The following is a 25,095-nucleotide window of genomic DNA, read 5'->3' on the forward strand; positions in this document are numbered from 1 at the left end:
ACCATGTCACGAATCGTGCTTGTTACGGGTGCCTCCAAAGGGATCGGCAAAGAGATCTCCAGAGAGCTGGCCGGCAGAGGAGATTTCCCCCTGATGGTGGCCCGAAACGCGGAAACGTTGCGGGAGATGAAGGAAGAGTGGGGCACGGGAGAGAGCTTTCCCTGTGACGTCACCAACGGGGAAGCAGTACAAGAGCTGGTGACGGAGGTGATTCGGCGCTTCGGCCGGGTGGATGTTCTTGTTAACAACGCCGGCTACGGTAAATTCGGCGGGGCTTTGGATACTCCGGTGGAGGAGTACGGGTCCATGATGGAGACCAATTATCTGGGGACGGTCCGGATGACCCTGGCTCTTCTTCCCCACTTTCTACAGCAGGGGAAAGGACGGGTGATCAATATCGCATCGGTGGCAGGCCTCTCCGGAAGTCCCAATCTGGCCCCGTATGTGGGTTCAAAGTTTGCGTTGGTGGGGTTTTCCGAATCCCTCCACTTGGAGTACGCCCCGGTGGTCCAGGTGGGAGTATTATGCCCGGGGCCGGTGCGCACCTCCTTCTTTCAAGGGAAAGAGCCCTCCCGCCTGTTCCCGGCTTTGCTGGCCCGTGAGTTGCTGGATGCGAAAGCGGTGGCCCGTGAGGCCATCCGGCTGATGGAGCGTCCCCGGCTGAAGGTGATCCCGGGCAGTCTCAGCTGGGCGATGCGGTTCCGCCGTTGGTTTCCTGACCTGTATCTTCGACTGACCCGGCACCTGTACAGGGAATGGGAAAAAGAAAAGGCGGGGAGCCGGTGATGCATGTTTTCATTGTCAATCCGATGTCCGGGAACGGGCGGGGGGAAGAGGTTTGGTTCCGGATCCAGAGATTGCTCTCCCGGCATCGGATTCCCCACCAGGTTCATTTCACGAAACATGCCGGGCACGCCACGGAGCTGGCCCGGTCGGCGACGGGGCAATCCGGGGTCCGGGCTTTGGTGGCGCTGGGCGGGGACGGGACGGTGCATGAAACGGGGAACGCCTTGGTGGGGACCGGTCTGCCCCTGGGTTATATACCGGCCGGGACGGGAAACGACTTTGCTCACGCCTGTGGAATCCCTTCCTCACCCGGATCCGCTTTGCGACGGGTGTTAAAGCATGAGGTGCACCGGATCGACACGGCGTCCATTGGTGAACGTTTCCTGATCGGGTTTGCGGGCATCGGTTTTGACGGCCAGGTGGCGGAAGTGGTCAATCGGTCGGCTCTCAGCCGGAAGTTGGGCCGGCTGGCTTATCTGTCGGGCTTTTTCCAGGCCTTGAGACAATATCGGCCGGCCCGTGTCTCTCTCACGCTGGACGGAAGCCGGTTTGAACATGACCGGGTTTGGTTGATCGCCGTCGGCAACATTCCCAACTACGGCGGAGGAATGAAAATCTGTCCCGGAGCTCTTCCGGATGACGGCCGGTTGGACATCTGTTGCGTCAGTGAACTTTCGCGGGGGCAGGTGTTGAAAATTTTCCCGGCCGTTTTTAAAGGGAACCATGTTCACCATCCTTCGGTCAAGATCCGAAGGGGACTTGCGGTGGAAGTGGATGCGGATCCGCCCCTGGTCGTTCATGCCGACGGAGAAATCATCGGAAAAACCCCGCTCTCCATTTTGGTGCGGCCCGGGTCTTTGAATGTGATACGGTGATGGATCGATTAAAACCGGGCCCCGTTCGGTTGAACGAGGCCCGGTTGAATCTCCTTACGCCGGGTCGGGGCAAGACGGGAGGTTCCGCTCCTCCCCGGTCAAAGGCACGGAGATGAAATAAAGGTGAAGGGTGCCGTGGCTTTTTTCCGTCCAGTTTTTATTTCCGTCTGCATCGGTGAATTCCCAGAGGGAATATTTCCATATAATACCAATCTCTTTCCGGTTCACCCTCCAGTTGAAGTCGTCGATGATCTCTTCCCGTACGAGTTTGGCGGAGACGATGTCGGCCAATGGATACAACCTCCCGATCCGTTTCTTCGGTTGAAACGAAGAGTCCTGGCAGCTCTGTACCAAGCTTTGTGTCCCTTTTAACGTACCGGTGAGGTTCTGTTTTTATACAAAAAATCACCCCTTTTTCCGGGGTGATGGGTATGGTGGATCCGCCGGCTCGCGATCGGTGAAGGGCTGGTTTTCCTCGGGCCCGGTTTTCACATACCACCCGTTACCGACGGGACGGTATAAGTGGCGGTTTTTCCGGTGAAGGGGGCAGAATGCGCAACGCCCTCCCGGCCGTTGTTTATAGCATTCGATACAGCGGATGGGTTTTTCGTTCAACGTTTCGCCAAAAGGTCGCAGAACGCTTTTGCGTAGGGAGCGAGATCCGGCGGGCGGCGGCTGGAGACGAGGTTTCCGTCGACGACGACGGCTTCATCCACCCACTCGGCCCCGGCGTTGGCCATGTCGTCTTTGATCCCCGGGGTGGATGTGACTTTCCGTCCTTTCAGGATGCCGGCGGAAATGAGGACCCAGCCCGCGTGGCAAATCTGTCCGATGGGTTTTCCGGATTCGTCCATGTCGCGTACAAAGGCCTGCACCTTCGGCGATCGGCGGATTTTATCAGGAGCCCACCCTCCCGGAACCAGGACGCCGTCAAAGTCTTCCGGCTTCAGCACGTCGTAGGCCACGTCAGAGACAGCGGGCACCCCGAATTTTCCCTGATAGGAACGCTGTCCCTCGGGGCCGGCCAGCACCACCTCCGCTCCTTCTTCCCGAAGACGGATCACCGGGTACCAGAGTTCCAGATCTTCAAATTCATGATCGACGAGACAGACCACTCGTTTGTCTTTCAGCCGCATGGGAACAACCTCCTCGGATATGGGTGACGTGACGGGTGAAATCGGTTCCTGCATAAAATAGACAGAAAGAGTGGATCCCTTGAATCCCTCGGGGAACTAATATAGAATAAAATGAGAATCAGTTGAGAATCACTTTAAATACCTTCCGGCCGGTCTTCCGTAATCGTAACATATCCCTTGACACCTGCAAACGGGGTCGTTTGGGCCCTGTTTGTTCAATATATATGGTGAATAGAGATAATGGAGGAATGCAGAGATGTCGATCTCACCCAAACTCGAGATAAAAGACCTGAACGTCTCCATTGAGGATAAAGAAATTCTCAAGGGCGTTAACCTTGAAGTCAATGGTGGTGAAATCCACGCCATCATGGGTCCCAACGGGACCGGGAAAAGCACGCTGGCCCAGGCCTTGATGGGTCATCCGCGTTATGAGGTGACCGGAGGAAGCGTGCTCCTGGACGGGGAAGACTTGCTGGAGATGGAAGTGGATGAACGTGCCAGAAAAGGCCTTTTTCTCGCCATGCAGTATCCGAGCGAGATCAGCGGGGTCACCAACTCCGACTTCCTGCGCAGCGCGGTGAATGCCAAGCAGCCCGAAGGCAAGGAAGTTTCGATCATGAAATTCATGAAGCAACTGGACAAAAAGATGGCGCAGCTGGGGATGGATGAATCCTTCGCCAACCGGTACCTGAACGAAGGTTTTTCCGGCGGGGAGAAAAAGCGGAACGAAATCCTGCAGCTCATGATGTTGGAACCGCGCATCGCCATCCTGGACGAAATTGACTCGGGCCTTGACATTGACGCTCTCAAAGTGGTGGCCGACGGCGTCAACTCCATGCGCAATCCCAACACCGGATTCCTGATCATCACCCACTATCAGCGGCTTTTGAACTACATCAAGCCCGACCGTGTCCACGTGGTGATGCAGGGTCGGATCGTCAAATCCGGCGGTCCCGAATTGGCTGAACGCCTCGAAGCCGAAGGGTATGACTGGGTCAAAGAAGAGTTGGGAATCGAAGACGAAACCGTCGAGAGCAAGGCGTAAGGCGGGGGTGTCGCGAATGATCGATACGGAACAACTTTTCGACCGTCAAGCCGTCACCCAACTTTCCCAGTCCCAGCAAGAACCCGATTGGCTGCTCCAACGCCGGCTGAACGCCCTTGAGCAGGCGGGCCGACTGAACCTGCCCAAACTGGAAAAAACGCGGATCGACCGTTGGAACTTCACCAACTTCGAGCCGGTCCGGCAAGAGAAGGCGGTTGCCTCAACCGATGAAATGCCGGAGGACATCCGCCGGTTTATCTCCGCGGAGGATGAGGATTCCGTCTTTGTGCAGAAAAATTCGAGTCCGGTGTTCCGCCGGCTGGCCGAGTCGCTTGAATCCAAAGGGGTTATTTTCACCGACCTGGCCACTGCCGCCCGGGAACACGAGGAGCTGGTGAAAAAATACTTCATGACCGATGCCATCCGATCGGATGAGCACAAACTCGCCGCCCTGCACGCCGCCCTTTTCAGCGGTGGACTGTTCCTGTACGTGCCGAAAAACGTCTCCGTCGATGTCCCCTTCCAGGTCCTTTTCTGGGCCGGCGGCAACGGGGTCGGTACGTTCCCCCACCTTTTGGTGGTGGCGGAGACCGGCAGCGAGTTCAATGTTGTTGCCAATTTCGTCTCCGACCGGGAGAGTGATGCGGTCATCAACGGTGCCGTGGAAGTCTTTGTCGGCGACAATGCCCGGGTGCGCATCGCTTCCCTTCACACCCAGGGCGAAGGAACGACGGAAGTGGCGTACCGCCGTACGGTGACGGGCCGGGACGCCGACCTGGAATGGATCGTGGGTGACCTGAACTTCGGCCGCACGATCTCCGATAACACGGTCCACATGAAAGGGACCGGCGGAAATGCCCGGATTAAGTCGATCACCGTGGGATCCGGAGAATTGCGCTCCAACATTACGTCCACGGTTCGGCACTGGGGAGCCCGGACCGAAAGCGACATCACAGCCCGCGGCGTCATGAAGGATCAGGCCCAGTCGATTTTGAACGGGATCACCAAAATCGAAAAGGGGGCCAAACAGGCCAACGGCGTTCAGGCCGAAAAGGTGTTGATGCTGAGCAGGGAAGCCCGGGGGGATGCCAACCCGATTCTCCTGATCGACGAAAACGACGTTCAGGCGGGACATGCGGCCAGTGTCGGCCGGATCGATCCGATTCAGATGTTTTACCTGATGTCGCGTGGGCTTTCCCGCCGGGAAGCGGAACGTCTGATCATTTTCGGCTTCGTCGGTCCGGTGTTGGATACCATACCCTTCGAATCCCTGCGTGAACGCATCAGCGGGATCATCGAAAGGAAACTGGGATAAGTACCGTGGGATGTTTCCCCGATCTCACCATCTTCAGACAAGTGATTCCAACGTGAGCCGGCGCATAGGAAATAAACCCTCCGATCCGGGTGAGGGAATTTCACACCGGGAAAACGGAGGGTGTGCGAAAGGATGAAACCAACGCGGGATGGCGCCCGCAGACACTTTTCTCCTGGCCGCAAGGCAGGGGGTAAGATGGAGAGGGTTCGATGAGCCACTATGCGAAAGACTTTCCGATCCTGAACCAGGAAGTGAACGGAAACCCACTGGTTTATCTTGACAGCGCCGCCACCTCCCAAAAACCGTTTCAGGTGATCGAGGCGGTGGAAAGCTATTACAAAGAGATCAACTCCAATGTCCACCGGGGCGTGCACACCCTCGGGACCAAGGCGACCGACGGGTACGAAGGCGCACGGGAAAAGGTGCGCCGCTTCATCAATGCCGCTTCGGTGAAGGAGATTGTTTATACACGGGGGACCACGACAGCCCTTAATATCATTGCCTCCAGTTACGCCCGGCCCCGTCTGAAAGAAGGGGACGAAATCGTGATTTCCCCTTCGGAACACCACAGCAACCTGATTCCGTGGCAGCAGGTGGCCCGGGCGACCGGGGCCCAACTGAAGTACTTTCCCCTGGAGCCGGACGGAACCCTCGATCTGAAAAAAGCGGAAGAGACGATCACTGAACGGACCAAGCTGGTGGCCATCGCACACGTGTCCAACGTGTTGGGAACCATTTTCCCCATCAAAGAGCTGGCGAGACTGGTTCACCGGCACCAGGGGGTACTGGTGGTGGACGGGGCGCAGAGCGTCCCTCACATGAAAGTGGACGTCCGGGACTTGGATTGTGACTTCCTTGCTTTTTCCGGGCATAAAATGATGGGGCCCACGGGGATCGGGGTTCTGTACGGCAAAGAATCCCTCCTCGAAGAGATGGAGCCCTTCGAGTTCGGGGGTGAGATGATTGACCATGTGGACCTGTATGAGTCCACCTGGAAGGAACTCCCCTGGAAGTTTGAGGGGGGGACCCCCAATATCGCCGGGGCGATCGGCCTCGGGGCGGCCGTCGATTACCTGGAGTCCGTGGGCATGGATGAGGTGGACGCTCATGACCGGCGTTTGGCCGCCTATGCCGTGGAAAAGATGAAAGAGGTCGAGGGCCTCACCGTATACGGTCCGACCACGGACCGGACGGGGCTGGTCACGTTCAACATCGAAGGCGTCCATCCCCACGATGTGGCCACGGTCCTGGATGCGGAAGGGATCGCGGTCCGGGCCGGTCACCACTGCTGCCAGCCCTTGATGCGTTGGCTGGGCGTTTCTGCGACGGCCCGCGCGAGCTTTCACCTCTACAATTCCGAGGCGGATATCGACCGCCTGATGAAGGGGTTACAAAAGACGAAGGAGTATTTCGGCAATGTCCTTGGATGATCTTTATCGCCGGGTGATTATGGACCATTACCAAAAACCCAGAAACCGGGGCCGGATCGAAGACGGTACGGTCACCGTTGATCTGAATAACCCGACCTGCGGTGACAAGATCTCCGTTCAGATGCGGGTGGAAGAGGGCAAGATCGAAGAAGCCAAGTTTCTCGGCGAAGGATGTTCCATCAGTCTGGCTTCCGCGTCGATGATGACGGAAGCCGTCAAAGGGCTCGAGGTCGATGAAGCCTTGCGCCTGGTGGATCTGTTCTCCAGGATGATGCAGGGCGAAGACGTCGACCCGGACGAATTCCCGCTGGAAGATATTGAAGCCCTTCAGGGCGTCGCCAAGTTTCCGGCGCGGATCAAATGCGCCACACTGGCTTGGAAAGCCCTGGAAAAAGGGGCGAAGGAATCGGTTCAAAAGAGCTGATTCCACCTCAACAGGAGGGATGAGAAGTGGCCAAGAATTTGCCCGACATTTCTTCGGAATACCAGTACGGTTTTCATGATAAAGACGTATCGGTTTTCCGGTCGAAGCGGGGGCTGACCCGGGAAGTCGTCGAAGAAATTTCCCGGATGAAGGAAGAACCGGATTGGATGCTGGAGTTCCGTCTGAAAGCTCTGGATCAGTTTTACAAGATGCCGATGCCCAACTCCCGGAATTCCAAATGGTTCTCCATTCTCCCCGGCAAACTGGATGACCTGAACTTTGACGATATCACCTATTACGTCAAACCTTCGGAGCGGCAGGGGCGCTCCTGGGACGAAGTCCCCGAGGAGATCAAGCGCACCTTCGACCGCCTGGGGATCCCGGAGGCCGAGCAGAAGTTTTTGGCGGGGGTTTCCGCCCAGTACGAATCCGAAGTGGTTTACCACAACATGCAGAAGGAGCTGGAGGAGCAAGGGGTTATTTTCTGTGACACCGACACCGCGGTGAAAGAGTATCCCGAACTGGTGAAGGAGTATTTCGGCACCGTGGTTCCTCCCAGCGACAATAAATTTGCTGCACTCAACAGCGCCGTCTGGAGCGGCGGAAGCTTTATTTACGTGCCGAAAGGCGTGAAATGCGAAGTCCCGCTGCAAGCCTACTTCCGCATCAACTCCCAGAACATGGGGCAGTTTGAACGGACACTCATTATCGCCGACGAAGAATCCTTCGTCCACTACGTGGAAGGTTGCACGGCGCCGATTTACAGCACGGATTCGCTCCACAGCGCGGTCGTGGAAATCATCGTGAAGGATCACGCCCGTTGCCGTTACACCACCATCCAGAACTGGGCTCCCAACGTCTACAACTTGGTGACCAAACGGGCCGTCGCCGAAAAAGGGGCCCACATGGAGTGGGTGGACGGTAATATCGGCTCCAAGCTGACCATGAAATATCCCGCGGTGATCATGAAGGGGGAAGGAGCCAAAGCCGACGTCCTCTCGATTGCGGTGGCCGGCAAAGGCCAACATCAGGACGCGGGTGCGAAAGTGACCGCCTTGGCTCCCAACTGCACCTCCACAATTGTTTCCAAGTCCATCAGCAAACAAGGCGGGAAGGTCACCTACCGGGGGCTGTCCAGCTTCGGCAAGAACGCTCACGGCTCCAAAGCCAAGGTGGAGTGTGACACCTTGATCCTGGACGATCAGTCCACCTCCGATACGATTCCCTATAACGAAATCAAAACCGATGACGTTACCCTGGAGCACGAAGCCACCGTGTCCAAGGTGTCGGAAGAGCAGCTCTTCTATCTGATGAGCCGCGGGCTCAGCGAAGAGGAAGCCACCCAGATGATCGTGATGGGCTTCATCGAACCCTTCACCAAAGAGCTTCCGATGGAATATGCGGTGGAAATGAACCGTCTCATCAAGTTCGAGATGGAAGGGAGTATCGGTTAACGCTTACGCCACATGGGTTCTGGGTGCAAAAAGTGGGTTTGCCACTTTTTGCCCACCGATTGTTTTCGGATAATTGTAAATACGTGTCCGGCTTGTACCGCTCGGACACGTATTTTTATTGCACAGCTTCAGGCAGGTGGACAGGGTAGAAATGATTTTTCGAACAACAGCCTTATTACTTGACAGTATTTTTGCCTTAAGCTAAGATAAAGCCAATTTAAAACTGCATATTACAATTCCTTATCGAGAGTCGGGGGAGGAACCTGGTCCGATGATCCCGCGGCAACCTCTTATTTTTCCAAAAATAAGAACGGTGCCAATTCCAGCAGACTGTTCCAGTTTGGAAGATAAGGAAGAGCGGCATGTTCACCAAACCTCTTCCTTGTTGGAAGAGGTTTTTTGACGATTGTATCCCAACTAAACTTATGAAAAAAGGTGGTTATTAGTGAACAAAACATCTGAAAACCAACTCAGAAAGGTAAAGGCAAGTTCTTCCTGGTTGGGAAAGATGAAAACACGTCAATATGTTCGGGATTTTACCTTTCTGGTTGATGAACCGGAAAAGCTGGGTGGGACAAACGAAGGACCGACACCGCTGGAATATGTCATTGGAGCGTTTAACGGTTGTTTATTAGTGGTCATTGAAATGGTTGCTAAAGAACAACAATTCCTATTTAAAGACGTCGTCATCGAATCGTATGGTACTGTAGACCGGCGCGGTCTGCTTGGCATCGCAGATGTATTGCCCCACTTCCAGAAAGTGGTGAATAATATTACGTTCGTGACGGAGGAGACGAATGAGCGATTGGACAATCTGCAGGCGGAAGTCCAAAAGCGTTGCCCCATGTATAACTTATTGGTTGATGCGGGAATCGACGTACAACTGAACTGGCATATTTCAGACGAAGAAGATGTAAAGGAGAGGCGAAATGTATGAATGCTTATGGAGGATGGTTATTGGGATTGGCAGCCGTGTATACGGCGCTTTTAATAGTAGCCGGCAATATTGCCAGACGTAAAGCGGCGCGGGGTGAGGATTTCTTTATCGGCGGGCGCCAATTTTCTCCACTGAATGTAGCGGTTTGTATTACTGGACTTTTTTCGGGATCGACCTATATCGCTATATTGGAATTATCCTACGTACAGGGCATGTCGGCCGCCTGGTACGGCGTAGCTGAAACCATTCAGGTTTTAATTATCGCATTTGTGTTACTTGGACCTTTTCGCGACCGGATGTTGGTGACGATTTCAGGGCTGATCGGGGATCGCTACGGTCGGGAGGCCAAACTGTTAGGCGGGGCGATCACCGCTTTTGCGTTCCCGATGTGGTCGGTGGCGACAGCGATCGCGTTTGCTTCCGGCATCCATGTCTTTACTGGCATCCCTTTGCCATTCGCGATCGCGATTACCGCCTTGCTGTTATTTGTGTACCTTCAGGCAGGCGGTATGTGGTCAGTGGCGTTTACCCAAAGTGTGAATATGCTCATGTTTGCCCTTATGTTTATCGTGGGGACGGTGGCGTTTTTCATTAATCCCGGTATTGACGGTTTGAAGCAGTTGGCAGTAACACAACCGGCCATGTTCAGTTGGGACAGTGTCGGCTTACAAGTAATTGTGGCTTGGTTTGGAACATTTCTGGTTAACGTTTTACTGGCACAAGCCGCCTTACAAATGGCATTGTCTTGCCGTACGGTGAAAGAAGGACAAAAGGGGTTGAAAATGGCCGTCGTTATGGGAATTCCGTTTATCGTTCTCGGTGTTCTGTTCGGGATGTCCGCAGCAATTGTTGTACCCGATGCCGGGGCAGGGTTGCTGGGGATTTCGGAGTACATCATGCAAGTGCTGCCGGCCCCGCTCGCCGGTCTGTTTTTTCTCGGTATTTGGTCGTGTGCACTCAGTTGGGGAGCTCCCTGTCAATTTTCCGGTTCCACGAGTTTGGGGCGTGATGTCGGGAGCGCTCTTAACCCCAAAGCGACGAATGAACAACTTATCCGGTACACCAAGTGGTCATTACTGCTTCTAACCGGGCTGATGATTTTCTTCGGGACACTGAGGACGGAGCAGTCCGCATGGTGGAACATTTTAGCATGGACTGTCCGTAACTCGGCAACGTTTGCCCCGGTTTTGGGTGCGCTGTTCTGGCCGCTCGTCAGTAAAAGAGGTGTCCTTATTTCGATGACGGGTGGGTTTTCCTCGGGGCTCTTGTGGTATTACTGGGGTAACTGGTCGCCAGATGAATTTTTCCTTAACATCCATCCTGTATGGATCGGGATGGGCGTCAACGTAAGCTTCATGGTGTTGATCACGGTAGTGGAACAGGGGAGGCGATTGACTTTTTCTAGGCCGTCATCCGGGCTGGCCTGGTTGGGTCTTGTGACCCTTGCAGGTCTTCTGTTGATGAACATCCTTGCTTTTAATACACTTTATACGTTGGGACTGTTGGGTTTAACGCTGTTTTGTTTATTGATGGCGTTGTTTGTCACACTCATTACGTTGACGAACTCTTCTGTCTCGATTCGAGCGGAATGGAATGAAAATAAGCAAACAGCTTGAAAACAATCACAAGAACTCCCCGAAAGGGGGAGTCGTTTTTTTGGGCCGCCGGTAAGTGATTCGTCTTCTTTTGCGGAAACCAGCTCTTCATATCATACGGACTGAAAGTGGTCAAATTTTTCGTATCTTTACATAATTGTTTGCATTCCGTATAATCGTGCTCAGGGGAAGGGGGAGCTTCGATGTTGTTTGTTTTCCTGGCGGTGACCATCGGCTGTCTGTACGCGACTTTCCGTTACCGGAAGCCGTGGATGCTGACCATTCCGTTTTTGACCTTGTTCGGATACATGATCGTGCAGATCGTGATGGTGCCCCTGGATTTCATGGAAACGGTCCGATTTATCTTCAGTCTCCGTTAAATTTCACGGAAAAGGTGGGTGTTGTGTGTGAAGAAAATCGACAAATCCGTGGCCGATTTGTATTTTCGTAAAAAGGTCCGGTATACCTTTCTTTTTCTGTTCATCGGCTTTTTGGCTTCTTTTGGCGTGGTGATGTTTGCGGAATTCCTGAGTGGGTTCACAATGAACGGGATGCCGTTTCATTATTTCATGGGGGCGCAGGGAGCTGCTTCCATTTTTGTCATTCTCCTGTTTGTCAATGCGGTAATCAGTGATCGACTGGACCGGGAGTTCGGGGTGGATGAGGAAACCAACCGGCGCATCAGTGTGGGCAAAACGCTGGATCAATAAGACGGGAGGAATGACATGGACACCCAATTTTTCGTATCGCTGGCCTTGATTCTGGCATCCTTCGCCCTCTACATCGGGATCGCCGTATACAACCGGTCCAGACAAACCTCGGACTTTTACGTTGCCTCCCGCGGGGTTCCGCCTGTCTGGAACGGCATGGCCATCGCCGCTGACTGGATGAGTGCCGCTTCCTTCATCGGAATGGCGGGAACGGTGATGGTGCTCGGATATGACGGACTGGCCTACATCATGGGCTGGACCGGGGGATATCTCCTTCTGACCTTCCTTTTGGCGCCCCAGTTAAGGAAATCGGGCCGGTACACCGTTCCCGAGTTTATCGGGGACCGTTTTGACAGCCACACGGCCCGGCTGATCGCAGCTGTCGGGACGATGATCGTCAGCTTTGTCTATATTATCGGTCAGCTGTCCGGGTCGGGTGTGGTGATCGGCCGTTTGTTCGAGATCAACACCACGATCGGCACCTTGATCGGGGTGGCGGTGATCGCCGTTTATGCCACCTTCGGCGGGATGAAGGGGATCACCTGGACCCAGGTGGCCCAGTACATCGTCCTGATCACGGCCTATCTGATCCCCGTGATATTCATGTCCCTTCAACTGACGGGCAATCCGCTGCCCTGGATGTCTTACGGAGAGATCGTCACCAAGCTCGGTGAACTCGACCGGGAGCTGGGGGTGAGCGAATACTTCGCCCCCTTCCAGCAACAGAACAAGGTGCAATTCCTGGCACTGCTGTTCTGTCTGATGGCCGGCACGGCGGCGCTTCCCCACGTGATTGTCCGCTTCTACACGGTCACCACGATGCGGGCGGCCCGCTGGAGCGGAGCCTGGGCGCTTGTGTTCATCGGTTTGTTGTACCTGTCGGCTCCCGCCTATGCCGCCTTCTCCCGTTTTTACCTGATGACCCAAATCGCCGGACAGCCCCTGGACAGCCTGCCGGCATGGACGAAAACGTGGGTGGATACCGGGGGATTGCAACTGGCGGACAAAAACGGGGACGGTATCCTGCAATGGCCGGAGCTGACCATCAGCAATGACATTGTCGTCATGGCGACACCGGAGATCGCCAATCTGGGGATTTTCGTCATCGGCCTCGTCGCCGCGGGAGCGATGGCCGCCGCTCTCTCCACTGCCGGCGGATTGTTGATCGCCATCTCCTCTTCCTTCGCACATGACATCTATTACCGTCTCATCAATAAGACCGCGGATGAGAAAAAACGTCTGAACGTCGCCCGGATCTCCATCGCCGTTGCCACGGTGGCTGCCGGTCTGGTGGCGCTGGATCCCCCCGGGGTGATCACGCAAATCGTGGCGTGGGCGTTTTCCCTGGCGGCGGGAACCTTTTTCCCGGTCCTGGTCCTCGGTGTCTGGTGGAAACGGGCCAACACCGCGGGAGCGATTACCGGGATGCTCTCGGGCCTGGCGGTCACCCTCGGATATATCCTGATCTCCAAAAACACCGGTTTCACCTTGTTTGGAGTGATCGACACCGGAGCCGGAATCTTCGGGGTGATCGTCAATACCCTGATGGTGTATTTCGTATCCAAGGCCACCGCAGCTCCTTCACAGGAAATCCAGGATTCGGTGACCGACCTGCGCTATCCGGAGCAGATGATGTACAAAAACGGGGAAGTCTATCTGCAGGATTCTTCCACCAGATGACCTTTCCCCGGAGATATTTTGAGGGAAAAAACCGGCCGGTGAACGGCCGGTTGATGGGGAACCGGGGTGGGTATCGCAGTTGAGGTATGTAGAGTGAATCCCGTTCTTCCGAATAAAACAAGCGGCAGGCTTCCCTGCCGCTTGTTTTCAGTATGGGTCCCTTTTTTTATTCCCTTCTTTGATGGGTACATGCTTGAAAATTTCGTGACTCTCAAAGTGCTGAATGAGTCGATTGATCCAGTTAAAGAATTCGATCGCTTTATGATTTTCTTCCAGTATCTTTTTGGCCTCTTCTTTCGTTTCCGGATCCGCATTTTCATCTTGGATGATTTCCTCCAAGTCACGGCTTAGTTTCATCCGCGTGGCTGCTTTTGCATGGGTCGTTTTGCTCCAACTCGTACAAAACAAGTCAATAAAAAACTGGTAATAATCTTGTTCGATGACATAGTGGTCTTTTCTCGATCCTTTTACATGAATCTTCTCAGCCACACCCAAATCCATCAGTTCACGCACGGCATTACTCATACTCATTTTGGTCATGCCCATTTCTTCGCTTAACTCATCCAACGTCATCGGTTTCTGGTGGTAATAGATGGTGGCCATGACTCGTCCGGTCGTTTGGGATACGCCATATATTTTCATATTGTTGCCAATCTGTTCGATAATACGGCTTTTAATCACATCTAATCGATCTTCATGGGAGCCCTTCAACCTGATCACTTCCATCTATATATTTTCTATTTACTGTTGTACTGAATCTTGGTTTTGATGTAAATCGCCCAAATCAGCTCCATATCGGAGTATTTACTCGTTAAGTCGAGCATTTATCGTGTAAATATCGTAAAATATATATTTTACAAATTTGACTTATAAATTATATATTTTATACACTTTACTCCGACAATCAAACCGTTTTTTGCCCGTGCAAAAAAAATGCCGCGTTAGATGACAAAGAATACGAAGAGGATTTGGTGATCACGTCATGAACATCTTGAATTACATTCTCATTCGTTTCTTGTGGGCGATTCCCACGCTCCTCGGTGTGTCGATTCTCGTCTTTTTGATGATCCACCTGATTCCCGGGGATCCTGCGCAACTGATGCTCTATCCGCGGGGAACCCCTGAGCAAGTGGAAGCTTTGCGTGAACAACTGGGACTCAATGATCCGATGGCCGTCCAATATTTCAATTGGCTAAAAGATGCATTATTCTTTGATTTCGGAAAATCCGTTTCGACCGGGTCCTCCGTCATTTCAGAAATCAGCAGTCGTTTCGCCGCTACCGTTGAGCTGGCTCTGTCCGCGTTATCGATTGCGGTGGTTGTCGGCATTCCCTTGGGAGTCATCGCGGCACGCAAGAAAAATTCGTTGATCGATTACCTGTGCATTACCTTTTCGCTGGGCGGTGTATCGATTCCGGTTTTTTGGCTCGGACTCATGCTGATCTTCGTTTTTGCGGCGACTCTCGGATGGTTGCCCGTATCCGGAAGGATATCGATGGACAGTGGGATGCAAATCGTGACCGGGTTTTATCTACTGGATGCGCTGTTGATCGGTAACTTGTATGCTTTCGGGGACGCAGTCAAACATTTGATTCTCCCGGCGGTCGCCTTATCCACGATTCCTTTAGCGATGGTCGTTCGGATCACGCGTTCCAGTATGCTGGAAGTTCTCTCGCAGGATTATATGAAAACCGCCAGGGCCAAAGGAATTCCGGGTCGTTTAATTATTTACAAACACGCGTTAAGGAATGCACTGATCCCGGTGGTTACGGTATTGGGGATTCAGATCGGTTCTTTGATGGGAGGCTCGATCCTGACGGAAACAGTGTTCTCATGGCCGGGACTCGGCTCGCTGATCATCGATTCGATCAATGACCGAGACTATCCGGTGATACAGGGAGTGGTCTTTCTCGCGACCCTGATCATGATTGTGGTCAATCTCATTGTCGATGTTCTTTACGCTTATCTGGATCCTCGTATCCGATACTGAGGGAATGAGGGTGAAAACTATGTCCATAAACAAGACAGCACAAGCACCTCGATCGTTTATCGGTGAAGCTTTTAAACAGTTCAGAAAGAATCGACTGGCGGTTACCAGTTTCATTTTGGTGATTGTCATCATGTTACTGGGTGTATTGGCTCCGTTGATTGCGCTGGAGGATCCGGTCAATCCTTCACCGGAGAATCGGTTGCAGCCCGGCTTTTGGGCCGGCAACTTTGATCATCCCCTGGGAACGGATGAACTGGGACGGGATATATACAGCCGTATTGTTTACGGAGCTCAGATTTCGCTCAAGGTCGGTTATACGGTGATCTTGATTACGGCCATTTTCGGTACTCTGTTCGGTTTAATCTCTGCTTATTACGGGGGAATGATTGACCTGATATTGATGAGGATCACCGACATCTTTCTCTCCTTTCCGCCGTTGCTGTTGGCTCTGTCCGTCATCGCGATCCTGGGAACGGGTCTGGAAAATGCGATGTTGGCGATCGCGCTGATCTATATTCCGCAAATGGCGAGAATCGTGAGAAGTTCCGTTTTAACGGTGAAAGAACTTCCTTACGTTGAAGCGAGTAAGTCCTTAGGCGCAAAGAATTCCTTCATCATCATCGGCCATATTTTACCCAATATATTGGCACCATCCGTGGTTTACCTGACCTTGCTGTTGGCTGACGCCATTCTCTATACATCGGCGCTGGGGTTCTTGGGGATCGGGATTGATCCATCGACACCGGAATGGGGTGCGATGCTGAGTAAAGGCAGAGATTATATCATCCTCGGACAATGGTGGGTGACGGTGTTCCCGGGGATCATGATCGCTCTCACCGTTTTTGCATTCAACTTATTAGGGGACGGATTGAGAGAAGCGCTGGATCCGAAAATGGATGTCTAAGGGGGCCGAATATGAAATCGGTTTTAGATATCAAAAATCTGAAAGTCGGGTTTCATTCCGATGAGGGTTTCGTGCAAGCCGTGGACGGACTCGACTTACAGATCGGCGAAGGAAAGACACTCGGTTTGGTGGGGGAATCGGGGTGTGGTAAAAGTGTGACCTCGCTTTCCGTGATGAGACTTTTACCCGAGAAGGCCCGGATCTCCGGTGAAATCGGTTTTTTGGGAGAAGATCTGCTGCAAAAAGATCAGAAGGAACTAGAGAGAATCAGAGGCGACAAAATCTCGATGATTTTCCAGGATCCCATGACCTCCTTAAATCCGGTATTGACGATAGGAGAGCAGATCGAAGAGGTGATTCGCTACCATCAGGGAGGGACAAAGCAAGAGATCAGAGACCGAACGTTGGAATTGATGGATTTAGTCAAAATTCCCGATAGCGAGCGAAGAATTAGAGAATATCCGCACCAAATGAGTGGCGGGATCCGGCAGCGGATCATGATTGCGATGGCGATCGCCTGTGATCCTGAACTTTTAATCGCCGATGAACCGACGACGGCACTGGATGTCACCGTTCAAGCACAGATTTTGGCGTTAATCCGGGAATTGCAAGAAAAACTGAACACAGCTGTTCTCATGATCTCCCACGATTTAGGAGTCATTTCACAAGTCGCCGATGATGTGGCGGTGATGTATGCCGGTCAAGTGGTCGAATGGACGACCACAGAGGAGCTTTTTGAATCTCCCAAGCATCCTTATACGCAGGGATTGATTCGTACCATTCCCCGTATGGATGAGCAGCAAGGGGAGTTGGAAGAAATTCCGGGCATGGTTCCGGAGCTTTCACAGGAATTTAAAGGTTGCCGATTCTACGATCGGTGTCCGAAAGCAATGAAAGCATGTAAGAAAGCCGATATCAATCTTCTCGATGTCGAGCAATCGAAAGTCCGATGCTTACTCTATTCCGAATAGGGGATTGGAAATATGAGTGAAGAGAAATTGATCGAGGTCCGTCACTTGTCCAAATCCTTTCCGATCAAAAAAGGATTCCTCAGTCGCCAAGTGGATTGGCTAAAAGCCGTGAACAATATCAGCTTCTCCGTGTATGAGGGAGAGACGCTGGCATTAGTCGGTGAAAGTGGTTGCGGCAAATCGACGACCCGTAAATTGTTATTGAATTTACTGAAAGCGGATCGAGGGGAGGTGCGTTACAGAGGCGAGAATATTTATGATCTCAATGACTCCGACATGCGTCGGTTAAGGAAAAAGATGCAAGCGGTGTTTCAGGATCCATACGCTTCGCTCAACCCGAAATGGAAAATCGGGAACATCGTGGGAGAACCCTTATGGATTCATCGAAAGGGGACGGCCAGGGAAAGGAAAGAAAGGGTTCAAGAGTTATTATCGTTGGTGGGCATTAATCCTCGGTTTTATGACCGGTATCCGCATGAATTCAGCGGTGGACAACGACAGCGGATCGGGATTGCCCGAGCGTTGGCGTTAAATCCGGAAGTGATTATCGCGGATGAGCCGGTGTCCGCTCTGGATGTCTCCATTCAAGCTCAAGTGTTGAATATGTTCAGAAGGCTGCAGGATCAATTGGGTCTGACGTATGTGTTTATCTCCCACGATCTGAGCGTGGTCAAGCATATCAGCGATCGGGTCGGGGTGATGTATTTGGGGGAAATCGTGGAGATGGCATCGACGGAGGAACTTTACAACGATCCGAAACATCCGTATACAAAAGCGTTGATGTCATCCATTCCGCTTCCGGATCCGAATAAGAGAAAGGATCTTCGGTTTTTGGAAGGGGAAGTGCCCAGTCCCATCAACCCGCCTTCAGGTTGCCCTTTTCACCCGCGTTGTGAGTTTGCAACAGAGGAGTGTAAAACCCATGCACCCGCCACTCACGATCTGGGAGAGGGCCGTCAAGTGAAATGTCATCTGTACAACGATCGATTCACGGGAGAAGGAGAGGAAATGGATGTTCAAATGTAAACGGTTCTTCATGGTCATGCTTTCCACCCTGCTTATCCTTTCCGGTTGTGTCAAAGGGAAAGAACTGGAGGGGGGGAACGACCTGACGATCGCCAGAAGCACAGATGCTGAAATGATCGACCCCGGACATGCGATGGCGGAAGGCGACATTGACGTCGTGTTTCACCTCTTTGACGGTCTCGTCCAATTTAAGAATCGGGATTTGGAAGTGGAGCCGGCGTTGGCTACGGATTGGGATGTTTCTGAAGATGGAAAGACGTGGACCTTTCAACTTCGTAAAGGGGTGAAATTCCACGACGGAACGGATTTCAATGCAGACGCCGTCGTCCATTCATTTAAGAGGATTCTCGATAAAGATCACAAGTTTTATGGTTTGATAAAAGGGAACTCCTATTTGGATTATCTTTTGGGCGATATCATTGAGGATGTCGTAAAAATGAATGATTATGAAGTCAAATTTGAGTTGAAGAGAAAATTCGCTCCGTTTTTAACATATATGGGGTACTATTCCCAATTTGTCGTAAGCCCTGCAGCATTGGAGAAATACGGTGAGGACTTTATCAATCACCCGGTGGGAACCGGACCCTTTAAGTTCAAGCGATGGAAAAAAGGAGAGTACCTGGAACTGACAGCTAACGAAGATTACTGGGGTGAAAAACCCAAAATCGATTCTCTGGTCTTTAAAGTCGTTCCGGAATCGTCCACTCGTCTCATGGAGCTGCAGAATGGAAGCGTAGATGCCATTAAGAATATCGATCCGAAACAACTGGAAACGATTGAGAAAAACGATGAATTAAAGGCGTTGTCCGTGCCGGGAGCGAACACCTTCTTTATGTCGATCAATACGGAGAAGGAGCCCTTCGACGATGTGAAAGTGAGACAAGCCTTGAACCACGCGGTCAACACGAAACGCATCGTTGAAAATATTTATGAAGGCGACGGCACACGGGCGATCAATTTCATGCCGCCCACGGTCTTCTCTTTTGATAAAAATGCAGGGCCGTACCGGTATGATCCGGATCAAGCGAAAGCCCTTTTGCAGGAAGCGGGATATGAAGATGGTTTTAAAGTGAAACTCAACACCTTCGAGGGTGCGCGTACGTACGTTTCTCAACCGGTTCAAGCCGCTGAATTAATCGCTTCCGACTTAAAAAAGATCGGACTCGATGTAGAAATCGAGACCAATGAATGGGCGAAGCATGCCGACATCATGGATAACGGAAAGCATGAGCTCAGTTTGACCGGGTGGTTTGATGTTCCTTATCCGAGTAACTTCCTCAAGACCTTGGCGCTTGAAGGATCCAGAACCAAATATCACCCTGAGGATTTACAAGAAAAGGCGAAAAAAGCTTTGGCCACGTATGACGAAGAAAAACAATTAAAACTGTATCAAGAGTTGCAACAAGGGCTTCATGAAGGAGCACCCATCGTTCCGATCGCTCACAGTAACTACTCCGCGGCGGTTCGCAGCGATGTCAAAGGATTTGTTCTCGACAATCTGGGTGTCGTGCGCGCCCATAAAGCTTCTAAGAAATAACCGATCCTCATTATAGTCGAAGAAAGGTGGAAAAGCTGCGGTGAACGCAATCGATCCAAGTGAAATGCCATACGACGTCAAAGTAATCGAACATACATGGATTCCGATGCGTGACGGATGTCGATTAGCCGCCCGCATCTGGATTCCCGAGGGAGCGGAAGAGGATCCCGTCCCCGCTGTATTGGAATATATTCCATACCGAAAACGGGATATCAAACGATTAAGGGATACAGAGATGCACGCCTACTTTGCCGGACACGGTTACGCATCGGTTCGAGTGGACATTCGGGGCAGCGGTGATTCGGAAGGTGTGTTAAGCGACGAATATTTACCTCAAGAATTGGATGATGGCGAGGATATTTTGCAGTGGTTGGAAGAACAACCGTGGTGTAATGGCAGAGTCGGCATCATCGGGATTTCATGGGGGGGATTTAACGGGTTACAAATCGCCGCCCGTCAACCGCGACAATTACAGGCGGTGGTAACGGTTTGTTCCACCGATGATCGATACGCGGACGATATTCATTACATGGGCGGATGTTTGCTCAACAACAATTTATCCTGGGCTTCCACCATGTTTGCCTTTAATTCACTTCCGCCGGACCCGGAAATCGTCGGTGATCGGTGGAAAGAAATGTGGATGGATCGACTGGAGAACAGCGGATTGTGGTTGGAAAAATGGATGAAAAAGCCCCATCGAAACGAGTATTGGAAACACGGTTCAATCTGCGAGAACTACGGTGATGTCCAGTGTCCGGTGATGGCTGTCAGTGGATGGGCGGACGGCTACTCCAATTCCGTCTTTCGCCTCATGGAGCATTTGAATGTGCCTAAAAAGGGGCTGGTCGGTCCATGGAGTCACAAATATCCGCATGACGGCGTTCCCGGTCCTGCGATCGGCTTTCTGCAGGAAGTGCTCCGGTGGTGGGATCACTGGTTAAAGGATCAAGATACCGGTATGATGAAGGAACCGATGATCCATTCCTGGATGCAGGATAGCTTCGAGCCGAAAACGAAATACGATAAAATTCCCGGCCGCTGGATTGGAGAAGAGCAGTGGCCTCCGCCCAAAATCGAGTCGGTTCGTTATCCGTTGGCGCCCGGAAAGATTTTGATGGACGATTCGACCCCGGATTCCGCATCGGAATCGCTGACGATACAATCCCCGCTGAATGTCGGCTTGTTTGCAGGGAAGTGGTACTCCTCCGGAGATGCACCGGATTTACCCTATGACCAACGGTTGGAAGATGGGGGCTCCTTGGTATTTGAAAGTGAGGCGTTGGTTCAAAAGTTGGAGATTCACGGTTCCCCCGCTGTCGAATTGGAATTGAGCGCCGACAAACCGGTGGCGATGATTGCGGTTCGGTTATCCGATATTTCGCCTGATCAAAAGGCGACGAGAGTGACATACGGTTTGTTGAATTTGTGCCATCGTCACAGTCATGAGCATCCCGAGCCCCTGACTCCCGGAAAAAAGGAACGCGTCAAAATCCATATGAATGAGATTGCGCATTCGTTTCAACCCGGGCACCGGTTTCGCATTTCCGTCTCCACGGTTTACTGGCCGTTGGCATGGCCTTCGCCGGAGCCGGTAACGCTGACGATCGATCCTTACCACAGCCAGGCCATTTTGCCGGTTCGTCCATCGAATCAGGAAGTGGATAGCCGTTTAACGTCATTTCCATCGCCAGAAAGCGCCAAAGTCGAACCGCCTGTGCAGAAGAGCTCATCTGAACAAAACTGGCTGATTACACATGACTTGGGCAAAGAGTCCACCACGTTGAAGGTGATTCAGGACGGTGGCGAGTTGTATTTCGCTGATATCAACCTGAACGTGGTGAGCAAAACGGAAGAATGGTATACCTATGAGGAAAACCGTTACGACTCCCTTCGTGGCGAAGTGCATTCGGTTCGTGGGTTGAGCCGGGAGGGTTGGTCGGTCCGAACCGTGACGCGAACCGTTCTGACATGTGATCAAGAAAACTTTTATGTCCACGCGACACTGGATGCCTATGAAAAGGATCGAAGAGTGTTTTCAAAAACATGGGATGAAACGATAAAACGCCAGCTGTTATAACATCAAACGAGGGACCCCCCTGATTCCACTGAATCAGGGGGGTCACGTTTCACGCTGTTTTTATTTGTCAGTTGGAGGGTGAGTCATCGGTCATCAGGTCGATTGCCACGGGGATGGCGTCTTCGTTGGGTTGGATTCGGGGATGGTGAAGGCCGTGGGGCTGTCCACACCCAGCCAGATTCCGCGAACGAGGGACCGGATCCTGCTTTTGATCTTCTCCATCGATTCCATGGACAAGGTGCGGATGGTGCCTTCCAGTCGGGCGTTGCCCGGGGAAAAACCGGCCGGTAAATAGCCGGTTTTTTTCATGTTGAAAGAAAATTGATATTTTTTTCATGAGTACGTTATGGTACTATATCAGAAAATACACACTCGATTGAATTATCAGGGGTGGAAGGTGACCAGAAGGAGGGATTTCTTTGATCAAGGGAAAAAACTTTTTTTCCCGGAAGAGAGGAAAGCCTCGAGGTATTTGTCTGGTTCTCTGTGTGGTTTTGGCCGCAGCCACCGTTCTTTTCCCCGGATCGGGCCCCGGGAAGGGAGCGGCATCGGCCGGGACCGCCGATCCCGGGGGCTTTTTGAACATCATGCCGCCGGGACAGGATGGGACGTTGAATACGGTCGAATGGGGAGTCTATCAGGTGACCGGGGAGTACCCGAAGCACTTTAACGATCAGACAAAGATGTACGATTCACTGTCGAAGGCGGCCCGGGGTGTGACCGACGGGGAACTGACCCGTTATTTCAAGGAGGCTTCCTTCGGCTTGAAAGGCGAAGCGGAGCGGACCTATTCCCCGACCGAAGGGGCTTTGATTCGCCGGGATGAATTCGGCGTCCCTCATATCGAGGGAGAAACCCGGGAAGCAACGATGTTTGCCGTGGGGTATGCCACGGCGGAAGACCGTCTGTTCCTGATGGATGTGTTGCGGCACTTGGGCCGGGGGCGGCTGAGTCAATTCCTGGGGGCCAGTGAAGCCAACAAAGCCATGGACCGGGCACAAGTCCAAGTGGCACCGTACAAGGAAGAGGAACTGATTCGACAGTGGGAAGCGAGTTGTACACAAGGGGCGGAAGAGGCCGAAGCCTGTGAAGACATGAAAGCGTATACAGCGGGTGTCAACGCCTATATCGGCAAAGCCCTTCTCAACCCCAACCTGTTGCCGGCGGAATATCCCGCCTTACAGCAGATGCCCCGTAAATGGAAGCCTGAGGACAGTGTGGCCATTGCCAGTCTGGTGGGCGGCATCTTCGGAAAGGGTGGCGGCAATGAAGTGGCGAGCGGCCGATTCCTCTCCCAACTCCGGCAGAAACACGGGAACAAGGAAGCACGGGCGATCTGGGAAGACTTTAGAAACGCCGACGACCGGGAAGCCCCCGTCACCACGGACAAGCCCTTTTCCTACAACCGGCATGACAGGGTGGATCCCCGTTCCACCGCGCTTTTGGATCTCGAAACCGTGGACGGGACTCTGAAGGAGATGAAGAAGCCGGAGATGGCAGCCGACGGTCCCTTCGGGAAGATTCCGCTGAAGGTGCCGGAGCGTATGAGCAACGCCATCTTGGTCAGCGGCCGACACACCGAAAACGGACGCCCCATCGCCGTCTTCGGTCCCCAGACCGGCTACTTCAGCCCGCAGCTGTTGGTGGAAACCGATGTTCACGGGCCGGGGATTGATGCCCGGGGGGTCGGTTTTGCCGGGGTGAACCTCTACGTCCAGCTGGGGAGGGGACGGGATTATGCCTGGTCCGCCACCTCCGCCGGAGCCGACAATGTGGACCAATGGGTGGTGAAGCTGTGTGAACCGGAGGGAGGCGAACCCACGAAGGAGTCCCAGGGCTACTGGTACAAAGGGGAATGCAAGCCGATGGACGTGTACACTCACCGCCAGATCGCCAAACCCACGGCAGCCGGTATTCCGAAACCCGGGCTGGAGAACATCGTTTTCGACATCGAGGTGGAACGGACGGTTTACGGTCCGGTCAACGCTCGGGGAACCGTGGATGGAAAACCGGTGGCGGTGACCACCCAGCGTTCCACCTACGGCAGGGAACTGAACAGCGCTCTCGGGTTCAAGCGGATCAACGATCCCGCCTTCATGAAAGATGGGGCACGGTCCTTTCTGAAGGCCTTTGACGGGGTGGAATACACCTTCAACTGGTTCTATGTGGATAAACAGGACATCGCGTATAAACATTCGGGCTTGGCCCCGATCCGGGATTCCCGGACGGACCCCGACCTGCCCACCTGGGGAACGGGAGAATACGACTGGAGCGGCGAGTATCTGAAACCGGAACAACAGCCCCATGAAATCAACCCCGACAAAGGTTACTTCGTCAACTGGAACAACAAACAGGCTCCCGGTTTCCGGGCCAATGATGCCGAGTTCAGCTACGGGCCCGCCCACCGTTCCCTCCACCTGGAAAAACGGATCAAGGAGGCGGTGAACTCGGGAGAGAAAATGACCCGGGCCGATATGGTGAACATCATGATGGATGCCGCCACCGTCGATCTGAAGGGGCAGGAAACGGTCCCCTGGATCCTCCGGGTCCTCGGAGAGAAAGCCCCCCAAGGAGACCCGACCCTTCAGGCGATGCGGGACCGGCTCGCGGATTGGGCAGCGGATGGGGGTCACAGGAGGGATGTTCAACCCCGTGATGGTCAGTATGATCACGCCGTTGCCGTGGCGATCGCCGATACCGCCCTTCCTCATTGGACAGAGGCGGCCTTCGGTTCCGCTCTGGAAGGAAGTGACCTCCCCTTTCCCCTCGAAGATTCTCCCCGTACGGGGGTGGGATCCGCCTTTATCGAAGGGGTGTATTCCCACCTCCACAAAGACCTGAGGCAGGTGTTGAAGGAGCCGGTGGAGGATCCATGGCACCGGACCTACTGTGGGGACGGGGACCTTGCCGCCTGCAGGGAGGACCTTTGGAACGCTCTTTCCAAAACCTCGGAGGAACTGGCGAAGGAATACGGTTCCGAACGGGTGGAGGACTGGGTTTACGACCCTTCCCGGGACGCCATCCGCCAGGAAGCGGTTGGCCTTGTTTCCGCCCCTGACATGGCCTGGGTCAACCGTCCCACTTTCCAACAGGTCGTTCAGGTGGGGGTACCCGTTCAGGGCGAATGATGCCTCTTTGATCAGGAAAGCCCGACACACCGGTTTGAAGGGAGTGTCGGGCTTTCTTTGGGGTTGGGGGATCCG

At 53.2% G+C, this 25,095-nt stretch carries 22 protein-coding genes, 1 pseudogene and 1 riboswitch; of the genes and pseudogenes, 19 read left to right on the plus strand and 4 right to left on the minus strand.

The window, feature by feature from the left end; translation table 11 throughout:
* The first annotated feature begins 3 nt into the window (after positions 1-3).
* Positions 4-786: an SDR family NAD(P)-dependent oxidoreductase gene (locus C8P63_RS02875; protein ID WP_108021839.1), complete on the plus strand. Its 783-nt coding sequence runs from the start codon at positions 4-6 to the stop codon at positions 784-786.
* Positions 786-1,661: a diacylglycerol/lipid kinase family protein gene (locus C8P63_RS02880; protein ID WP_170109459.1), complete on the plus strand. Its 876-nt coding sequence runs from the start codon at positions 786-788 to the stop codon at positions 1,659-1,661. The genes C8P63_RS02875 and C8P63_RS02880 overlap by 1 nt, the downstream gene beginning before the upstream one ends.
* Positions 1,662-1,715: 54 nt before the next feature.
* On the opposite strand, the gene C8P63_RS02885 is transcribed toward C8P63_RS02880, so the two are convergent.
* Together C8P63_RS02885 and C8P63_RS02890 are read right to left on the minus strand one after the other, a co-directional pair.
* On the minus strand, positions 1,716-1,952 hold the full coding sequence (locus C8P63_RS02885) for a hypothetical protein (protein ID WP_108021841.1): 237 nt from the start codon (positions 1,950-1,952) through the stop codon (positions 1,716-1,718).
* A gap of 320 nt (positions 1,953-2,272) precedes the next feature.
* On the minus strand, positions 2,273-2,797 hold the full coding sequence (locus tag C8P63_RS02890; RefSeq protein ID WP_108021842.1) for a type 1 glutamine amidotransferase domain-containing protein: 525 nt from the start codon (positions 2,795-2,797) through the stop codon (positions 2,273-2,275).
* A gap of 256 nt (positions 2,798-3,053) precedes the next feature.
* On the opposite strand from C8P63_RS02890, the gene sufC reads away from it, so the two are divergent.
* From sufC to C8P63_RS02935, 10 genes are all read left to right on the plus strand, one after another.
* On the plus strand, positions 3,054-3,842 hold the full coding sequence (gene sufC, locus C8P63_RS02895) for a Fe-S cluster assembly ATPase SufC (RefSeq protein WP_108021843.1): 789 nt from the start codon (positions 3,054-3,056) through the stop codon (positions 3,840-3,842).
* A 16-nt stretch (positions 3,843-3,858) separates the two neighbouring features.
* Positions 3,859-5,157: a Fe-S cluster assembly protein SufD gene (gene sufD, locus C8P63_RS02900; RefSeq protein WP_108021844.1), complete on the plus strand. Its 1,299-nt coding sequence runs from the start codon at positions 3,859-3,861 to the stop codon at positions 5,155-5,157.
* Positions 5,158-5,366: 209 nt separating this feature from the next.
* A complete protein-coding gene (locus C8P63_RS02905; RefSeq protein ID WP_108021845.1) occupies positions 5,367-6,587 on the plus strand; it encodes a cysteine desulfurase in 1,221 nt (406 codons plus the stop codon).
* Positions 6,574-7,011: a Fe-S cluster assembly sulfur transfer protein SufU gene (sufU, locus tag C8P63_RS02910; protein WP_108021846.1), complete on the plus strand. Its 438-nt coding sequence runs from the start codon at positions 6,574-6,576 to the stop codon at positions 7,009-7,011. The genes C8P63_RS02905 and sufU overlap by 14 nt, the downstream gene beginning before the upstream one ends.
* A 26-nt stretch (positions 7,012-7,037) precedes the next feature.
* Positions 7,038-8,465 (plus strand): Fe-S cluster assembly protein SufB, encoded by a 1,428-nt coding sequence (sufB, locus tag C8P63_RS02915; protein WP_108021847.1) that lies wholly within the window; start codon positions 7,038-7,040, stop codon positions 8,463-8,465.
* Positions 8,466-8,702: 237 nt separating this feature from the next.
* Positions 8,703-8,819, plus strand: a riboswitch (SAM riboswitch).
* A gap of 91 nt (positions 8,820-8,910) precedes the next feature.
* Entirely contained in the window at positions 8,911-9,402 is a 492-nt protein-coding gene (locus tag C8P63_RS02920) for an OsmC family protein (protein WP_245920642.1), read from the plus strand.
* Positions 9,399-11,018, plus strand: a complete 1,620-nt coding sequence (locus tag C8P63_RS02925; RefSeq protein WP_108021848.1) for a sodium:solute symporter family protein — start codon at positions 9,399-9,401, stop codon at positions 11,016-11,018. The genes C8P63_RS02920 and C8P63_RS02925 overlap by 4 nt, the downstream gene beginning before the upstream one ends.
* Before the next feature lie 182 nt (positions 11,019-11,200).
* Positions 11,201-11,377 (plus strand): hypothetical protein, encoded by a 177-nt coding sequence (locus tag C8P63_RS18920; protein WP_170109460.1) that lies wholly within the window; start codon positions 11,201-11,203, stop codon positions 11,375-11,377.
* A 27-nt stretch (positions 11,378-11,404) separates the two neighbouring features.
* The gene (locus C8P63_RS02930; protein WP_108021849.1) at positions 11,405-11,707 is read left to right on the plus strand and encodes a DUF4212 domain-containing protein; all 303 of its coding nucleotides are present in this window, start codon (positions 11,405-11,407) and stop codon (positions 11,705-11,707) included.
* A gap of 15 nt (positions 11,708-11,722) precedes the next feature.
* Positions 11,723-13,387 (plus strand): sodium:solute symporter family protein, encoded by a 1,665-nt coding sequence (locus tag C8P63_RS02935; protein ID WP_108021850.1) that lies wholly within the window; start codon positions 11,723-11,725, stop codon positions 13,385-13,387.
* Positions 13,388-13,534: 147 nt separating this feature from the next.
* On the opposite strand, the gene C8P63_RS02940 is transcribed toward C8P63_RS02935, so the two are convergent.
* Complete coding sequence (locus C8P63_RS02940; RefSeq protein ID WP_108021851.1) at positions 13,535-14,113, minus strand: GbsR/MarR family transcriptional regulator; 579 nt, start codon at positions 14,111-14,113, stop codon at positions 13,535-13,537.
* Positions 14,114-14,369: 256 nt separating this feature from the next.
* Between C8P63_RS02940 and C8P63_RS02945 the strand changes: the two genes are divergently transcribed.
* From C8P63_RS02945 to C8P63_RS02970, 6 genes are all read left to right on the plus strand, one after another.
* The gene (locus C8P63_RS02945; RefSeq protein WP_245920643.1) at positions 14,370-15,377 is read left to right on the plus strand and encodes an ABC transporter permease; all 1,008 of its coding nucleotides are present in this window, start codon (positions 14,370-14,372) and stop codon (positions 15,375-15,377) included.
* Positions 15,378-15,396: 19 nt separating this feature from the next.
* A complete protein-coding gene (locus C8P63_RS02950) occupies positions 15,397-16,281 on the plus strand; it encodes an ABC transporter permease (protein ID WP_211308232.1) in 885 nt (294 codons plus the stop codon).
* Between the two features lie 11 nt (positions 16,282-16,292).
* On the plus strand, positions 16,293-17,252 hold the full coding sequence (locus C8P63_RS02955; RefSeq protein ID WP_108021853.1) for an ABC transporter ATP-binding protein: 960 nt from the start codon (positions 16,293-16,295) through the stop codon (positions 17,250-17,252).
* 12 nt (positions 17,253-17,264) lie between these two features.
* Positions 17,265-18,278 carry an ABC transporter ATP-binding protein gene (locus C8P63_RS02960; protein WP_108021854.1) on the plus strand — a complete coding sequence of 338 codons (1,014 nt, stop codon included), beginning with the start codon at positions 17,265-17,267 and terminating at the stop codon, positions 18,276-18,278.
* Positions 18,279-18,390: 112 nt separating this feature from the next.
* A complete protein-coding gene (locus tag C8P63_RS02965) occupies positions 18,391-19,815 on the plus strand; it encodes an ABC transporter substrate-binding protein (protein ID WP_170109461.1) in 1,425 nt (474 codons plus the stop codon).
* Positions 19,816-19,855: 40 nt separating this feature from the next.
* Positions 19,856-21,892, plus strand: coding sequence for a CocE/NonD family hydrolase (locus tag C8P63_RS02970; protein ID WP_211308233.1), 2,037 nt, complete (start codon positions 19,856-19,858; stop codon positions 21,890-21,892).
* Between the two features lie 67 nt (positions 21,893-21,959).
* On the opposite strand, the pseudogene C8P63_RS19445 reads toward C8P63_RS02970, so the two are convergent.
* Positions 21,960-22,156, minus strand: a pseudogene (locus C8P63_RS19445) (hypothetical protein); the annotation flags it as partial.
* 155 nt (positions 22,157-22,311) lie between these two features.
* Between C8P63_RS19445 and C8P63_RS02980 the strand changes: the two are divergent.
* Positions 22,312-25,020, plus strand: coding sequence for a penicillin acylase family protein (locus C8P63_RS02980; RefSeq protein ID WP_108021857.1), 2,709 nt, complete (start codon positions 22,312-22,314; stop codon positions 25,018-25,020).
* Positions 25,021-25,095 lie beyond the last annotated feature (75 nt).

Origin of the sequence: Melghirimyces profundicolus (genome assembly GCF_003054245.1) — a bacterium.
Taxonomy (GTDB): Bacteria; Bacillota; Bacilli; order Thermoactinomycetales; family DSM-45169; genus Melghirimyces; species Melghirimyces profundicolus.

What these genes read in the sequence shown, in the direction of transcription:
- C8P63_RS02875 (WP_108021839.1), top strand. Translation starts at nt 4, where the DNA reads ATGTCACGAATCGTGCTTGTTACGGGTGCCTCCAAAGGGATCGGCAAA.
- C8P63_RS02880 (WP_170109459.1), top strand. Translation starts at nt 786, where the DNA reads ATGCATGTTTTCATTGTCAATCCGATGTCCGGGAACGGGCGGGGGGAA.
- C8P63_RS02890 (WP_108021842.1), bottom strand. Translation starts at nt 2,797, where the DNA reads ATGCGGCTGAAAGACAAACGAGTGGTCTGTCTCGTCGATCATGAATTT.
- sufC (WP_108021843.1), top strand. Translation starts at nt 3,054, where the DNA reads ATGTCGATCTCACCCAAACTCGAGATAAAAGACCTGAACGTCTCCATT.
- sufD (WP_108021844.1), top strand. Translation starts at nt 3,859, where the DNA reads ATGATCGATACGGAACAACTTTTCGACCGTCAAGCCGTCACCCAACTT.
- C8P63_RS02905 (WP_108021845.1), top strand. Translation starts at nt 5,367, where the DNA reads ATGAGCCACTATGCGAAAGACTTTCCGATCCTGAACCAGGAAGTGAAC.
- sufU (WP_108021846.1), top strand. Translation starts at nt 6,574, where the DNA reads ATGTCCTTGGATGATCTTTATCGCCGGGTGATTATGGACCATTACCAA.
- C8P63_RS02925 (WP_108021848.1), top strand. Translation starts at nt 9,399, where the DNA reads ATGAATGCTTATGGAGGATGGTTATTGGGATTGGCAGCCGTGTATACG.
- C8P63_RS18920 (WP_170109460.1), top strand. Translation starts at nt 11,201, where the DNA reads ATGTTGTTTGTTTTCCTGGCGGTGACCATCGGCTGTCTGTACGCGACT.
- C8P63_RS02935 (WP_108021850.1), top strand. Translation starts at nt 11,723, where the DNA reads ATGGACACCCAATTTTTCGTATCGCTGGCCTTGATTCTGGCATCCTTC.
- C8P63_RS02940 (WP_108021851.1), bottom strand. Translation starts at nt 14,113, where the DNA reads ATGGAAGTGATCAGGTTGAAGGGCTCCCATGAAGATCGATTAGATGTG.
- C8P63_RS02945 (WP_245920643.1), top strand. Translation starts at nt 14,370, where the DNA reads ATGAACATCTTGAATTACATTCTCATTCGTTTCTTGTGGGCGATTCCC.
- C8P63_RS02950 (WP_211308232.1), top strand. Translation starts at nt 15,397, where the DNA reads ATGTCCATAAACAAGACAGCACAAGCACCTCGATCGTTTATCGGTGAA.
- C8P63_RS02955 (WP_108021853.1), top strand. Translation starts at nt 16,293, where the DNA reads ATGAAATCGGTTTTAGATATCAAAAATCTGAAAGTCGGGTTTCATTCC.
- C8P63_RS02960 (WP_108021854.1), top strand. Translation starts at nt 17,265, where the DNA reads ATGAGTGAAGAGAAATTGATCGAGGTCCGTCACTTGTCCAAATCCTTT.
- C8P63_RS02965 (WP_170109461.1), top strand. Translation starts at nt 18,391, where the DNA reads ATGATCGACCCCGGACATGCGATGGCGGAAGGCGACATTGACGTCGTG.